The sequence below is a fragment of the Candidatus Bathyarchaeia archaeon genome, from assembly GCA_035935655.1.
Lineage (GTDB): Archaea > Thermoproteota > Bathyarchaeia > 40CM-2-53-6 > 40CM-2-53-6 > 40CM-2-53-6.
In genome coordinates, this window is record DASYWW010000060.1 from 1 (window position 1) to 14590 (window position 14590).

At 49.9% G+C, this 14590-nt stretch carries 19 protein-coding genes; 4 read left to right on the plus strand and 15 right to left on the minus strand.

What is annotated here, in order from left to right:
* Together VGS11_11095 and VGS11_11100 are read left to right on the plus strand one after the other, a co-directional pair.
* Positions 1–587 (plus strand): hypothetical protein (locus VGS11_11095; protein ID HEV2120630.1); only part of this gene is annotated, 587 nt, incomplete at its 5' end.
* A gap of 281 nt (positions 588–868) precedes the next feature.
* On the plus strand, positions 869–1312 hold the full coding sequence (locus VGS11_11100; protein HEV2120631.1) for a hypothetical protein: 444 nt from the start codon (positions 869–871) through the stop codon (positions 1310–1312).
* Between the two features lie 28 nt (positions 1313–1340).
* Here the strand turns inward: VGS11_11100 and VGS11_11105 are convergent, their stop codons facing one another.
* The 5 genes from VGS11_11105 to VGS11_11125 form a co-directional block, all read right to left on the minus strand.
* Positions 1341–2210, minus strand: a complete 870-nt coding sequence (locus tag VGS11_11105) for a hypothetical protein (GenBank protein HEV2120632.1) — start codon at positions 2208–2210, stop codon at positions 1341–1343.
* A gap of 190 nt (positions 2211–2400) precedes the next feature.
* Entirely contained in the window at positions 2401–2967 is a 567-nt protein-coding gene (locus tag VGS11_11110) for a hypothetical protein (GenBank protein HEV2120633.1), read from the minus strand.
* A gap of 57 nt (positions 2968–3024) precedes the next feature.
* Positions 3025–4113 carry a hypothetical protein gene (locus VGS11_11115; GenBank protein HEV2120634.1) on the minus strand — a complete coding sequence of 363 codons (1089 nt, stop codon included), beginning with the start codon at positions 4111–4113 and terminating at the stop codon, positions 3025–3027.
* Entirely contained in the window at positions 4076–4336 is a 261-nt protein-coding gene (locus tag VGS11_11120; GenBank protein ID HEV2120635.1) for a hypothetical protein, read from the minus strand. The genes VGS11_11115 and VGS11_11120 overlap by 38 nt, the downstream gene beginning before the upstream one ends.
* Entirely contained in the window at positions 4333–4539 is a 207-nt protein-coding gene (locus VGS11_11125; protein ID HEV2120636.1) for a hypothetical protein, read from the minus strand. Before VGS11_11125 ends, VGS11_11120 begins: the two co-directional genes overlap by 4 nt.
* A gap of 213 nt (positions 4540–4752) precedes the next feature.
* Between VGS11_11125 and VGS11_11130 the strand changes: the two genes are divergently transcribed.
* Entirely contained in the window at positions 4753–5034 is a 282-nt protein-coding gene (locus tag VGS11_11130) for a hypothetical protein (GenBank protein ID HEV2120637.1), read from the plus strand.
* Positions 5035–5541: 507 nt separating this feature from the next.
* Here the strand turns inward: VGS11_11130 and VGS11_11135 are convergent.
* The 6 genes from VGS11_11135 to pyrI all read right to left on the minus strand — a co-directional run bounded on the left by VGS11_11135 (position 5542) and on the right by pyrI (position 9173).
* Positions 5542–6147 (minus strand): hypothetical protein, encoded by a 606-nt coding sequence (locus VGS11_11135; GenBank protein ID HEV2120638.1) that lies wholly within the window; start codon positions 6145–6147, stop codon positions 5542–5544.
* A gap of 97 nt (positions 6148–6244) precedes the next feature.
* Positions 6245–6472 carry a hypothetical protein gene (locus VGS11_11140; protein ID HEV2120639.1) on the minus strand — a complete coding sequence of 76 codons (228 nt, stop codon included), beginning with the start codon at positions 6470–6472 and terminating at the stop codon, positions 6245–6247.
* 80 nt (positions 6473–6552) lie between these two features.
* Positions 6553–6783, minus strand: coding sequence for a hypothetical protein (locus tag VGS11_11145; GenBank protein ID HEV2120640.1), 231 nt, complete (start codon positions 6781–6783; stop codon positions 6553–6555).
* An 882-nt stretch (positions 6784–7665) separates the two neighbouring features.
* A complete protein-coding gene (locus VGS11_11150) occupies positions 7666–7986 on the minus strand; it encodes a V-type ATP synthase subunit F (GenBank protein HEV2120641.1) in 321 nt (106 codons plus the stop codon).
* Between the two features lie 10 nt (positions 7987–7996).
* Complete coding sequence (locus VGS11_11155) at positions 7997–8647, minus strand: N-glycosylase/DNA lyase (protein ID HEV2120642.1); 651 nt, start codon at positions 8645–8647, stop codon at positions 7997–7999.
* 16 nt (positions 8648–8663) lie between these two features.
* Positions 8664–9173, minus strand: a complete 510-nt coding sequence (gene pyrI, locus VGS11_11160) for an aspartate carbamoyltransferase regulatory subunit (protein ID HEV2120643.1) — start codon at positions 9171–9173, stop codon at positions 8664–8666.
* A gap of 33 nt (positions 9174–9206) precedes the next feature.
* On the opposite strand from pyrI, the gene VGS11_11165 reads away from it, so the two are divergent.
* Positions 9207–9362 (plus strand): hypothetical protein, encoded by a 156-nt coding sequence (locus VGS11_11165; GenBank protein ID HEV2120644.1) that lies wholly within the window; start codon positions 9207–9209, stop codon positions 9360–9362.
* A 233-nt stretch (positions 9363–9595) separates the two neighbouring features.
* Here the strand turns inward: VGS11_11165 and VGS11_11170 are convergent, their stop codons facing one another.
* The 4 genes from VGS11_11170 to VGS11_11185 form a co-directional block, all read right to left on the minus strand.
* Positions 9596–11104 (minus strand): DNA-directed DNA polymerase II small subunit, encoded by a 1509-nt coding sequence (locus tag VGS11_11170; protein HEV2120645.1) that lies wholly within the window; start codon positions 11102–11104, stop codon positions 9596–9598.
* 66 nt (positions 11105–11170) lie between these two features.
* Positions 11171–12139: a phosphate uptake regulator PhoU gene (locus VGS11_11175; protein HEV2120646.1), complete on the minus strand. Its 969-nt coding sequence runs from the start codon at positions 12137–12139 to the stop codon at positions 11171–11173.
* Between the two features lie 59 nt (positions 12140–12198).
* Positions 12199–13344 carry a GTPase HflX gene (gene hflX / locus VGS11_11180; GenBank protein ID HEV2120647.1) on the minus strand — a complete coding sequence of 382 codons (1146 nt, stop codon included), beginning with the start codon at positions 13342–13344 and terminating at the stop codon, positions 12199–12201.
* Positions 13345–13669: 325 nt separating this feature from the next.
* Positions 13670–14491 carry a polyphosphate kinase 2 family protein gene (locus VGS11_11185; GenBank protein ID HEV2120648.1) on the minus strand — a complete coding sequence of 274 codons (822 nt, stop codon included), beginning with the start codon at positions 14489–14491 and terminating at the stop codon, positions 13670–13672.
* Positions 14492–14590: the final 99 nt, after the last annotated feature.

Genomic DNA, 14590 nt, shown 5'->3' on the forward strand with positions numbered 1-14590 from the left:
CCTTCTACTATAGCGATTCCAACTCGAAAATACCCGTCCGGGACATTACCCGTTTTGGGGATAGCAAGTCCGACCCGAACGTAGAAACTGGGACCTACGGGCTGTTCAGCACATGCGAGGAAGACATGCGTCGAAGCTTTGTACAGAAAGGTCTTGAGCACATATTCTTCTTCACAACTCGAACTCGCGCCAAAACTCGGGTTAGAGTTCTAACCGGCTACTATCACATCAGATGGTATCATAGAGGCCCTGACCTTAGGCACCATGCGGGCAAGGCTGACTATTGGTTGGCTGCCGACGAAGTTCGATTTCTAAGTCGAGGTTTCCCGCTGGAGGACCTAACTGGATATCTTCGCGGGTTGAGACTCGACCGTAGGTTCCGGAGGTATCTTTACCTTTACCCGGAAACTACTCAATTACTCCTTTCCCTGATGCGAGAGGCTCGAGATGCGACCCAAGAATTTGTTCGAGAAGTCAAAAGGTTAGAAAATGAAAACCTCCAGAAACACGGATTGACATATACGAATTGGAACAAGAAGGAAGGGTTCGACTGGAATTGGGCCCGAAAATACCTCGGAAAGCAGTGATACTGAAGTGGAAATGCACATCGTGCGGGGCCACGATAGAAAGCGGAGCCTTCTTGAAGATGTGCCCAAATTGCGAAGCCATCGGAACGCTAATGCTAGAGAGCCAAACCAAGAAGTCTCGCGGCTGACTTAACAACGGAAAGTGGGTCGAAGACAGGATGAGCGTCAGAGCGGCTACCAAGCGATGCTTTGTCATAAGTGAAAAGTGTATTCATCCCGCACGCATCGACCCGAGTGCAATGACAAATCAGTTCGCCTCTATCGTCTCAGAGGTAGAAAGAATGAGCGAACCTGAGCTAGATGCAGAAATCTCCAGAGTAGACCCGAACAGACTCATCAACTACAACAACCATAGATGGCGGCGGGAAGTCCTTGACTGGGAGGAAGTTGGCTTGTGGTGCGGAAGCACGGGAGCCAAAGGAATGCCGGTTCATTGGTGTTACGGGTCTTTGAAAGAGACGACGGATTTGGTTTACGGAGCACAACGTAATGGAACTCTCTCCAGTCAAGCCCCAGACGTAGATGCAGCTATGAGAGGAATGTCGAGCATCGTTCGATTCATCTCTCAAGAAGAGATGCTTTGCCCAATCGTTCTCCCTGCTCCCAGAGTTCGAACAAACCCGTGCTGCAGACCAATAGCACTGGGGTTCGATGATGGAAACATGAGGGCACTTACCCTTGCCCTAGCTGGCAAGCAAAAAATACCCACGTACGTTGGAAGATAGTCCACTCTCTTGGGGTAGCGGGGGCAAGTTATTCCAACCCATGGTAGGCTGACCTTGCCACTGAAATTACCGCTTCGAGATTTTCCGGAGTCACGAAAGCCCTACGTTCTTCGCCCCGCGGATAGAAGAAACCTGCCATGGGCTTGAACAGCCCCCCGAACGGGTCAGCAAATAATTTTTTCGGGCTGACTCGGATAGATAGCCTCACTGTCTTCCTTCCCACAAGTACTGTTGCGAACTCATTTTTCCGGACGAATGGTTCTCGAAAGTAGAAGGAGTGCCACCGAAACCGGGGTCTGTGTTGGGTACCCGGAATATCTTTCTCAAGTCTTTGAATCAGTCTTTCCGCTAAAGACCGGGTATCTGGCTCTATCCACTCTAACCTCGCATTCCACGAGGTTTCGTAGGCTGGTTTTTCCTTCCCCCTTTTCGGCATCGAGAATCCGATAGCTGTGGAATAGTCAGAAGTAACCGAGAGTGGAACTTTCACGCGCGCTTTAGGACTAATCATTTCCTCAATTTCTGATTGCTCTGCCTCCTCTCGCTTGAGCTTCTGAATTAGGCTCTTTAGCTCCAAGACTTCGATTTCCTTTGGGACGTTTTTCCAGTCGTGTTCCCAGCAAACAATAATCTGGGCACCCTTGACGGGGTGTTTTTGTCTGGCAAAATGCGAGCTTGTAAACTCAAATTCGATTGACTTCTTGACTCCACGGTTAGGATTGGCTCGGTAGTCAACAACCAAAGCGTCCGGAAAGCCTTGCCGAATTGCCTCAATTGAGAACCCGAGGTCGTCACTCATCATTCCAAATAGAAGGACTACACCTTGCTCGTTAATCGGGGCGTAGGTCAGTCCCGGATAGTCAATCTTTGGACCTACTTCGTCCCTTTCGACTGGCACGGCTGGAGAGTTTCGGACCTATCTCTTACTTAACAATCCTCACGCCTTACCCAAATCATGCAATCTGGCTGTTATGAGAAAGGTTGCCCAGGTGTGGCTTTGTCAAAGTGTCGGGGCTGTCTGCTTCGGTTTTGCGAACCGCATTACCTTGAGCACGCGAAGACTTGCTTGTACAAGTGATTCAAGTTGGCTATCTGAGAACCTCGAAAAGGTCCATGGTTACGTGCGCATTAGCTCGCTGGAAATCACAATAGGAAGGCGCAATGCAATCAACGGTTAGGTAGAGATTCAAGATGCTCTCCGTCACTGGTAGCGTGATTGACCGAACGTATGACTCGTTTGCCAACCCGTAGACCATGAGGCTCTTAGCTGTAGGGTCTTGACCCTCTATCCAAGCGTATCCTGTTACATTTGCTGCCATATTCTGAAACGGTTTGAAATGGAAGGTTACTGTCACCATGGAAAGTCGGCTTACATTATACTGAGGCATGGAATACCCGCATACTCCCGAAATGCAGAGAGGAATAATGTTGTTGACTTGGGAAGTCGCGGTCCTACCGAGTAACATTAACTCTCGGTCGAAAACGGTCTGGCTGAAACTGTGAGGGGCCGTCATGACAGCGAGGGTGACGATACCCAACACAATCAGAACCAAATCGAGACCGATTTTGGCATCGGAAAGAAGGTCTCGCGGTTTCCGTTTCTTGCGAGCACGATGTTTTCTAAGTCCCGGCGGATATGCTTCCAGTAGGGACATATCTGTATCGCGAGCGAACCATCTTAAACAGCTTACGCGGGGATACTTTCGCTTCCGTCATCCTATATTGTCCGGGTCAGAATCCGGATTCTTCAGATTGGTCACAGGGCTTCTTCGAATTCGGACCGCATGCTGGAACCGTAGCTCTGTCTCGCCGTCCAGCCATAGACCAAACTGCACCGGTTTCCCAGGTTGAAACTTGAATTCGTCGGGAACTGGTAGCGCAAGCGTTGCTGTCACACCTGGTTGAACGATAACTTCCTTTCCGAGGGATTTTTTCGGCAAACCTTCGACCGTGTAATCCGTTAATCGTGCTGAGCTATTTCCCGCGTTCATGACATTGATTAGGAGTCCATTGTCCAATTGTGAGGCTTTGGTCACGTTAAGCCATTTAGGCTCAGTTACTCGGCCAATCAACAGAAGCAAGATTTGGACCATATCTGGAATCTTTAGCTTCGATATGTCACGCATCGACCCGAGGTACTCCATCACTTTGTGGGCTTTCGAATTCGCTTCACGTCGGAAATTCGTTTCTGAAATGATTTTCAGAAATTGGTCAATCAGCTCTTGGTGGTTCGGTTCGAATTCAGACCTGTACTTCTTCAGATTGTCAAGTAGAACGCTGAAATCGTGAGCCCGCATTTGTAAACGGTTATAGTAGATGTCTATGCCCGGACCCTTGAAACGATACTCCAGCAAATTGTAGACAAGGTTCTCTATCAGTTTTCGGGACAGAACCAGGACGGCATTTGGTAAGCCTGGATTGTTGAACGCGAGGTTGATTTCGTCTTCCAACCGGTTATAGAAAATAGGAATCGGGAACTTATCGTGAAACGTCAACAGTCGGTGCATCCGCACCGGTGCTTCTTTGGCAACTCTCCTACCCGCACCTTGAGGAACCTGAACTATAGCTTGACCTCTCGACCGCAAATGCTCGTTGAGTGTTGAAATCTTGTCCTCCGGAACTTTGAATCTCGGCTGTCGAATGTCTATCTTTGCGATTCGTGAAGCAATTAGGAGTAGAGCGACATCTCGGTCAAGAATACCTTCCTCCGCCGCCTTGTCCCTTACACGGTTGCGAAGCTGTCGGATGCTTATGCCTAACTTCTTACTGACCGCTTTCCTTAGAGTTAGCAGTTGTGTCATTGAAGCCCTTTCGTCCTTTCTTCTTGTCTTTCGATAGTGCCATGTTCACAGCTGGTTGAGTTATTCCAAGTAGGTCTGCGATTTCCTGCTCTTTCAGCCCGAATACTTTTAGAAACCGAGCCTTTCGCTCCGTTTTCCCCTCGTGCTTTATCTGCGCGTAGGCGAATACCTTGACAAGGTTCCTAACAGCCTCCGCGAGAGCGTCGGATTTGTCTTTGCTCAAGGCACAGCCTTCTTCGATTTTTTCTGTCCCGCGAGTAAATCGTTGACGTTGGATTTGCTGCGGTCAAGAATTGCGCCTATCTCACGAGAGCTATAGCCAGCAGCGTTGAGCAACCTTACATTTCTCTCCAGCTCCTTATCGCTGATTTCTCGGATAGCTCCGAGGGCTGTCACCCTGATGTAGGATTGAATAAGTTCCTTCAATTCCTTGAATTGCAGGTCAGTCAGTATTAGGCTCGACTTCTCACCGGCTTGAGTTTCTCGCCAATCTCACACATTAACATAAAAGATGTTAGGGTCCGGGACACAGGTTGGTAGCATGGTTCTCTCCAAAGTTGTCGAAAAGCTGACACCACTTCTTAGAGCGTAACAAGCTAAATGCAGAAGAATTCCTGTTGAGTGAGTGAGGTATGAGAGTTGTCGAGAAAACAGAAGCTTATCACAGAGATAGAGCTTCAGACTCACCTCGAAGACGGTTGGAAGGGCGTTGGTGTTCTTCAGAATGGTCAGATAGTAGTCGAAGTTGATGACTCCGCTCACAATACGGTTAGGCGAATCATCAACCCGAATGACTTGGAGGCCCATCTTAAGGAAGGATGGAACATTGCAACGATTCGCATCGCCTTGGTCTTGCCGTCGGGAAGATACATTGTCGAACGAACAAAATCGTTCACTGACCCTCAAACTGTGCATCACTAGGTCCAAGACGAAACGATTGTTCGACGACTGAGCCCTTTCACAATCTCAAAAGGATTTTTCTCGAAACAAGAGACTTATCAGTACGAGAGTCCCTTAGTAGTTCTGAGGAATGATTGGTTGAACCAAGAAAAAACTATGAGTGGCTTTGACCAATCATCTGTTTTGACGGAGTAAGGCACGGTATCAATTTAACCTGCGATTTCACCTTTGTGATAACATGCCCGTTTGCCGTTGTCATTCGTTCGATTCTCTCGAAGCCCAGACTGCCCCAATATTGTCCCACGCAGACATATCTGAGCTTGTTACACTGTCAGCCCTTGAATTCATACCCACGGGCACTCTTCGCACCGAAGCGCAAGGACAAGTTATCCACGACAGAATAATGAAATTACAGGAAGATTTCCTTCGCCTGATTGGCGAAAGGCTCCAGGTTTACAAGCGGTATCTAAGGTCTGAATGGCGAAGCTCCGAGCGACTTGCGCAGAAGTTCGAATGAAGGACTCGGACTTAGAGACCTGCACCACAACGCCAACACCGCTCTTTGTCAGAAGCGTTCTTGGCTTCACAGTACTTGCATGAGACCATCTCGACCTGAGCCTTTGCTATCGCCTGCGCGTCTACAACTGCATTAGTCGTTCTGGATTGTTCATTTTTCTGCTTCAATCGATAAGCGGCTTGAAGGATTGGTCCTTTGAACTTCTGCAGAAAGTCTTCATCGGACCAGCGACCAAGGTGGAATAGATGTTCTTGTGAGTTATCGGCAATGCTAACCCAGCTCGCGAGTTTGCCTCCCTTCGCGATTCCCTGAATTCCAAGCAAGTCGAAAGTGACTGTCGGTCGCACCTGTTTCGACATGAAGCCCTGGCGTTCGAACCATACAAGCCTTTGAGAAGTCAGAACAAGAAAGCCGGAGTTCGTGTCCTTTACTGTGTCGAACTTTCCGGTTGTGACCTGTTCGTCGTGCTTACGAATTAGACCACGTTCGACCACCTTCGTTCTCGCCACTTGCGTATGTGTCTCGCGGTCCCCCTCCCACGCGATGATGACCTGTTCTTCCGGCTTTAGAGTTAGAGCGCTAAGCCATGTTTGACCGAGCGGATTGAATAATCCCATTCCAACAAATCCTATGACCCTTTGACTGTCAAAGGAAGCTTGTAACACTTACCGGAGAATGACGGTTTCAGTCTTTAGCGAGCTAAGTGCAGGCATGTCAGTCCCAGGCTACCATTCCGGTTTCGTTGTCGATGTAGCATTTGATAATCCGAGAATAGCCACAACTTGGGCAGACATAGCCTCGTCCTTCAAGCTCGTGATTGTCAATCGTAAATTTCCAGTACTTCCTGTTCACAACGGACAAGTCTGGAATGTGCGCTTCCGACACTTTCACTGGCAAAGGTCCAATCATTGTTCCGTTGCACGCAGGATTTTGACAGTTCATTCCTTACCGATACGCTTCAGGTGCACAATTCGATAACACAAAGAGAACGGCGAAACTGCCCGCCAAGAGATTCCCTTTCCTCATCTGTTGGAATCTGAGACGACAGATTTTTTCCTCTGCCCTTGCGAGGTAGACTGTTTTCCAGATGGAATCGATTTCAACTCGCCCGTTTGGGCAATCTGAACCTTGAGATACCCTTCCAGAGTCTTAATTCTGCGCTCAAGTTCTTCGATGAAACGCCATATCTTTGCGTAACTGGGTATGTCCACCTCAATGCGGCTGACTGAGAGTTCACTATCTCCTTGTAGCAACCACTGACACTTTTCGCAGAAGACTACCCACCGTACCTTCGTACCCTCGGCTTGTAGAAGGCTTCTCAGCGAGTTCTCTACTTGACAGCGAGGGCAATTGCGGTCACGTAGAACAATGTCCGTCACTTCATTTCCCAGTAAACTGACTTCTTACTGATTGCTCTGAGGTCTAATTCGCCTTCCAGAACTATCTCTGCGCCAACAAGCCAATTTCCCCAATCGTGCCTGTTGCTCTTAGATAGCGAGTACCAACTCCAAGACTTTCCAATCCTTCGCTCCGATTAGCCTCGTGAGAATGACTCAATGTCAACTTTAAGTAGGGTAAACCTGCCCTGACTCTACTGAGGAAAGGTAGGAAATGAGGTCGAGCACTGAACCTGTGAAGTCAATCACGTGTCCACGTTGTGGTTGGACCATCACACGCTCGGGTTGGAAAGGCTCTATGGAGCGGCAACTTGAGGTCCACCAGAAAGGAAGGCTCTGTCAGAGAGTGGCTGAGATGAAGGGTTCGGTTAAAGAAGCTGTCGAGGCTTGAGGTCTATGGAATCAAACAGTCCCGAAAATTCCCACGGGATTAAGGGTTCTCGTACAATGATTTCAACTGGACAAACCAAAAACTCGATCATCGGCCCGAGTTTACTATTACGGGGGTCCAAGCAGACCACTCATGCGGTGCGAGGGTCGGTCGCTAAGACCCCCTTTTCCTTGAAATCGTTTCCTGTCTGGCAGTGATAATACGCGAGACAAGCGATTCCGGGCACAATCCAGGCTAAGATGGGCACTGGAAAGATCGCGACAAACCCGAACGAATCTCCGGACACTACACCGAGGCTTCCCAAAAACGAGAACAGGGCTGAGAATGGGCGAGTTCGCCGCTGCTTGCTACTTTACCCTGATCTCGACGCCGACCGTTCGCTTGATCAGGTCGGCTAGCAGGTCAACCTGCGACTTGCCGCCACGCCTCGTTGGGATCGATACAACCAGTGGGAGTTCGATCTCCTTCTTCCCCTGTCCCACTTTGTCCTTGATCCAGTCGAAAACGGTATCGGTAACAATAACAAGGGAGACAGTCTGTCTGGTTTTGATGTCCTCAAACGTCTTGACCGCCTCGTCCTCTGATTTCACGACCCAGCTGTTCTTGACACCGCCGAGCTTGAAGTAGATCGCCGTCTCCTTATCCGCCATAACACCAATCTTTCCCATAATCAATTACCTACTTGAATATCCATCCTGTTTCGCGCGACCAGAACAAGAGATCAAGATCCGCCAACGGTATTCCTATCTCCCGTGAGAAACGACGAAGCTTCTCCTCGATCTCCAGATAGCGCTTCTTCGTGATCGAAACCGGCACTTCAGAGATGACCTCCAGTCTCTTGAGGTTTCGCAGAATATGCCTATCGAGGATAGCAAATTCCTCTCCGAGCCCGACGTTCCTGAGGAAATGGCTAGCCTCCTTGTACCCTAATCCTTTCACGTTCTCTACCATCCATTCCCGCAGCTCGAACAGGTTGGCGAAGCTGGAAAGATGGGATTTGAGGTATAGCTTGCCATCCTTGGTAAACAGGCCTCTGGCCTCGACGATATACTTGGCCTTGCTATCGCCGAAACGGACATCGTTTAGTTGCGGTTGAATCTCATTAGCCTCTCCTTTCAAGAGGAGACTTCGCTCTTTGAGCCGGGAGACTGCAGCCCAGCAAGTCTTCGCAGACGATTGCGGCGTCAGAAGACAGAAGCATAGTTCGGCAAAGACATCGTTATCATTGTGATTGAGAATCTCTTTGAATTCATGCAGACGTTGCTGGATCGCATCGCGTTTTTCACCATAGAGCGTCTGCAGTTCTTTAACCGCTTTTTCATGCTCCATCGGTGATACTTCTACGCTAGAACTGTTTGAGTACATCGGTCTTCTCCATTATTCGGACGCAGTAGTAGCAGCGGAGCCGAAGAGGATCCTGTCTTTCCACACTGAACTTCGGCTCCACAGGCTCAGCGTTCGATACGCAGGCAGGATTTGAGCAACGAACAATTCCCCTGATGGAGTCAGGCAGTTTAACCCTCGTCTTCTCAGCCACCTCATAGTCTCGAATGATACTGATCGTTGCGCTGGGTGAGATCAAAGCTATCTTGTCCACTTCCCCCGGCTTTAATTCTCGATTCTCGACCTTGACGATGTCCTTCTTGTTCTGTTTCTTTGAAATCACGTTCATCGCCACGCTGACGATGTGTCCTTCGCGACCGTCTATTCCTAGAATCTTGAGTACGTCTAGAGCATGACCTTCCAGAATATGATCGATCACTGTACCATTACGGATTTTCTTCACGTAGAGCTCTTTTGGGCCGGTCGCCTTGGACAAAGACCTTGAACCTGTCTGGCAGGCGCTAGGTTTCATTCTTAATTCCTTGCCTGAGATCGGACGCAGATCATGACCGTCGAGTCTCATGAGCTGAGGGTTCAGCTGAGGGTTCAGACCCACATGGAAGGAGAAATTCTTGATATCACAGACAGGATAGGGCCAGATCTGTCGTTGCCATTTCTAGACAAGGAGATGACCATCATCTTTCAGCTTGTCGGTGAGTAGATCAGGGACCCGTACCCCTAGCCTTCCGATGGAGACTTGCAAGAGCTTCCCGTCCTCCTTGCTCTATACAAAATCGAAGATGAAATGGTAGTCGAAAATGTACAGGTCTGCATAAATCATCAGAATGGGAGTTAACCTTGCCAGTAAGTTCATCCAAAAATAAACCTCAGACCCCAAGGTAAGTTTGGTTTTCCAGTGGAAGGCTTGGGGTGGGGGTAGAGATTAGTAGCCAATTACTGGAAGTTGATCATCTTAACATCGAGGGTCTTGAGGTTGACAACGGGAAGTATTCCCGGCTTAGGGATCAACCCCATTCTCTTCTGATAATCAGTCTGGCCCTGCCAAGCGCCGCTGTTCACTATTGTTGTTCCCCGGTAAGTCCCCACACCCGAGACATGAATATGGCCCGAGGTGAAAACGTCCGGGACCCGCTCTAGTACCAGGAAGTCCTCTTGCTCGGGACCTATTGGTGTCGTCTTCCCGTATTCCGGAGAGAGATGGCGAGCTCGCAGTTGATACTCCATCACCTCGACAGGACGTTGATAGTCGAGCCCAGGGACCCCGCTCAGAATATCCATCAAGCTAGTTCCATGGTAGAGTAGAAAGTGTACCCCGTGCAGGCGAACTTCCGCTGGATCGCCCAGTGAGATAATCTTCCTAGAGTCATACACGGGTCCAGCAAAATCCCTCGGAATAGCAGGCTGTGGAAGGGCCTGACGCACGGCATCATGATTGCCTGGGATCAAGACGACCTCCATGTACTCTGGGATCTCGCTGACGAATTTCGCCGCCAACCGGTACTGTTCGTAAATGTCGGGAACGGCGAGATCGACCTCCTGGCGGGGATATACTCCGATACCGTCGACGAGGTCTCCTCCGATCAGAACATACTTCACCCTCTCGGCGACTTCGCGCTGGTTTGGTGTTCCGATCTCCCCGTTCAACCAACTTAGAACCTTGCGGAATTCGTCCTCGAGAAACACTTTGCTTCCCACATGAACATCCGATATCAAGGCGGCATAGATCTCTTCATTGGCGTGGGAGGGTTTTCTATCTGGAATCTCTGGAAGAACGATGCTTTCCGCGATTAGTAGAGGACCTGCGCTCTTGCGGGCTTGAATGAAGATAACTTGGTCTCTGACTATTTTTCTGGCCATCTCGTATACGGTAGAGTTCTGCCGCCCAACGAGAACGGTAGCCTCATCCTCATAGTCGTCAACTGTCAGAAAGATCCTATCGCCTTTCTCCCTCTTGTCAAGGACCATGCAGATGAAGCGGCCTCGCCCATTCGATCCACCTGACAATGCGTCAGAAATGGTCCCGGCGTTTCGTGTGTCCATTCTCTGTCTGAAGAGCAGGCTCATCTTATCGAAACGGTTTCTGAAGTAATGGAGAAAATCATCAAAGGCGCCTGTAGTTCCAAGCTTGCCTGTAGGGTCCGAGACGACTTCTAGTCGAGAGTCAAGATCCTCAGCAAAACGTCGACGGTGCCCTATCCCCGCGTGATCCGTCTCGATGCCCTTACCGGATAGGTCAAGATGCTCGGCTGCCCTTAGGACGAGGTCTCTGTTGATCGACGCGGGTCGTGGTTCTATGGTCCCTGCGACCCGAAGAACTTCTTTGACAAGAGGGTCCAGCTCGCGAGCAGCGCTAACTTCCATGAGGGCCTTGAAGGCGTCGCTTTCCATCTGGAAACCTGCTTCCAGTATGGCACCGATTGCCTTCTTCCTCTCTTCCGACATCGAGCGACCCCTTCTAGACCATCTAACGGTCGATCGCGACTTATCCGGTTATCGCGAACATAGAGTCTACCTTGTGATCGTGAGGTCCGATATGTCCACCGAGACTTCGCACATTCTATTCAAGGCTATGAGTGCGGCGACGAGGTGGTTAACCATCGGACGCGGAGCTTTCGCGATGCTTGCCTCAGCCTCGGCAAGAATCTTCTTGGTCTCTTTGAACCTTGGACTCACGGATGAAGCTAGCTTCAGGTCCCGTGAGAGGACAGACCCGACTGCGTCCTTGTACATTGTATTTACGGAGGCTCCAATCTTCTGGAACAGACTCTGTTGTTCCTGTGGAACAGGAACCTTGTCTTGAGTGTTCTCGGCAACTGTTACCGAGTAGTCGGCGAAGGTTTCGATATAGCTTGCTAGGAGGCGGAAGTCTAGGCAGTCGACTGAGGAGACTTTGATCTTCTCAAGCAGGTATGTGTCTGCGATGGCTGCTCTTACCAGTCGGACCAATAGGAAGTACCATCTGTCCACTTCCTCATCTCTCTCAACGACTCCATTCGCAAGTTCGGTGTTGGATTCGACGAAGGCTTGGACCGCGTCTATCTGCATGGGCATGGACAACATTTCGAGGCGGCGAAGGATACGCTCGGGGTTGAGAAGCGAAGGTTCCATCAGGCATTGTAGGACGATCTTTTTCGCGTCCTCTTCTAACACCTCCAGACCTACGAGTCGTTTAGTGGTTTTGCGGACCTCGTCTCTTGTTTCAGGCGAAAGGCTGTCTTTGGACTGGATGCGGATTATGTCGTATCCGAGGAGGTATCGCTCGATGATTTCTCTTCTAACAAAAGGAGAGGCTTCCAGTATGACCTCGAGAGGCGGTCTCTCTTCATCGATTCTCGGGGAGAGGAGGAGTCTTCCGTCTTGTCTTTCTTCATAGGAGACGACGGACCCTTGGTCGAGTCCGACGCGTTTTGCCCATGCTTTCGGTATCGTGACTAGGTAGGTTCCGTCCGGTGTACGCTGAAGTTTCCGTAATTCCACTTAGAACATCCCGTCTCCAACTAATGGCAATGAAGAATTTTAGGATTTCCCGGGATCTACTATGGAGAGGAGTGTAGCTCTAGAGAGCCAATAGGAGCAAGGGATGCGTTGGCGCCGTTAAGGTGATGGTAGGCCTGCTTCACAACCTCCTCTGTATTGTTTCCTTTCAAGGCGCTCAGCTCTACTAGTGGAATGCCTTCGAATGTTCTGGAGATCAGTTTCTTTCCTTCTTCAAGTCGTTGGTCGTCGCATTGATCTGTTTTGTTCGCGCAGATAACCAAGGGTATTTTGGAGGCTATCTTGGTGAGAATCTCCTTCGAGGCTGTCAGCTTTCTGAAGACTGACTCTAGGTCCTCGCTAACATCAACGAACAGGAGGATCAGGTCTGCGTTGGATATTTCGCCGAGGGTTGTGTTGAATGCTTTGAGGATTGTTGAATGCATGTCTTCGATGAAGCCGATGGAGTCGATGAGTATGAAGCTGAAATTGTCGCCGCCATTGTTCTGGTCGATTCGTCTCGCGAACGTGGATAGTGTTGTGAATGGTCCTAGGCCCGTGTCCTTGTGTTCTGCTGACATTCGGTTGAAGAAGGTGGTTTTTCCACTCTGAGTGTAGCCTGCGAGAGCTACGATTGGGAAGCCTCGTTCGCGCCGATGATCTCTAAGCAGGTTTTTTTTCGAGTAAAGATCTCTCAGCTCCTTCTCCATGTTCGCTATCCGCTTCTTAGCGGTTCTCTCGTAATCATGGTATGGATAGTCTCCGGGTCCGCTCCAGCCGACCTGTCCACCCAGTATTCCTTCGAGTCTAAGGAATTCTCTACCCCAGGAGAAGGTGTACTTGAGTTTGGCGAGCGCGATCTGGAGTTTCGCCTCTTTCGTCATAGCGCGCTTGTCGAACACTTCTAAGATCAGGAGGTTGCGGTCGATGACTTTGATGTCTGATCCGCCGAGGACGCGCTGGATCTTGAAAATCTGCGCGCTCGGAAGTGTGTTGGCGAAGACAACCGCTTCTATGTCGTTTTCGGCGACGAGCATTTTGATCTCTTCCAGTTTGCCGGGTCCGATGCAGTAGGTGTGGTGGAGGCTTTTCCTGTGTTGGACGATGGTGTCGATTATCTCGTAGCCTATGCTCTCGGCCATGGTCTCAACCTCCCCGTACCGGGAGGGAGCCGTGGGTATCTGGCATTCAGCTACAAGGGTCCGCAACTGAGAAGACTTACCATAGTATAATCGCTGGCGCTTATTTGAAGGCCCCGTGCCCCGGCAGGGTCTTGGACAAGCTTGTGCTTACCTGGCTATGAATTTCTGTTATGTTCACGAAGGACGGGGGGCGCGGGAAAATCGACCACTCCCCGGGGGGTCGGATAATAGTTAGCAGAAAAGAAAATGTTAGCAGAAACAAATAGTTACGAAAAGGCAGACCTTGATGAATTTCTCAACTAGGACACGCTTGTCGAGGGCGTCGTGGGAAGCGCCGCTGACGGCGTTCTTCCCTTCATCTGTTGCCGGTTAGAGGAAGCCCCGCAGGAATTCACTCGATCTTCGTTGGGACTGACTTCCGGTCAATTCTTGGATAGTGAAGGTTCAGTTTTTCCATGGCCTTGACGATAATTCGGGAAACCACGAGGTCGCGGTACCATTTGTGGTTGGACGGGATAAGATACCAGGGGGCATAATCTGTGCTGGTTTTGTTCAAGGCGTCCTCGTAAGCCTTCATGTAATCCTTCCAGAATTTTCGCTCGGGAATATCAGTTCCGCTGAACTTCCACGTCTTCGAAGGATCATCCAGGCGCTGTTGCAGCCGTTTCTTCTGCTCATCTTTGTCGATATGTAGAAAGAATTTCAATATCGTCATGTCTTCCTCAACTAGCAACCGTTCGAAATCGTTGATCTGCCGGTATCGATTCCTCCAGACTTTCTCAGGAACGATCCTGTGGACTCTCTCTATCAGGACTCCTTCGTAATGGCTTCGATTGAAAATCGTGAGTTCTCCTTTTCCGGGGACTTGTTTGTGCTCTCGCCACAAGAAACCGTGATCGAGTTCCTCAGGGGTAGGTTCCTTGAAGTGTGCGACACGAACTCCTTGGGGATTGACTCCCTGAAAAACTCGGTTAATGACTCCGTCTTTGCCGCCGGTATCCATCGCTTGTAGAACGACTAGGACCTTCTGTTCGTGCTCTGCATAGAGCATCTCCTGAAGCTGTCTAAGCTTCTCGTTGAGCTTCTTCGACTCTTTCGCTTCATCCTCATCCTTTCCCTCGAAACCCGAAGTATCGTTCGGGTTAATATCGTTCAGGTGAACCTCGTGTCCCAGCTCGATTCTGTAGCGGCCAGTGTGAAGGTCCTTTGGCAATTTGGGACTGCGACTTGTCCTCATGAGACTTCTTAGGGTTTCACAGCCTGCAGCTCGCAAGCCTTGACGGGAATGTTTGATTACCCCCAGACAATGTGA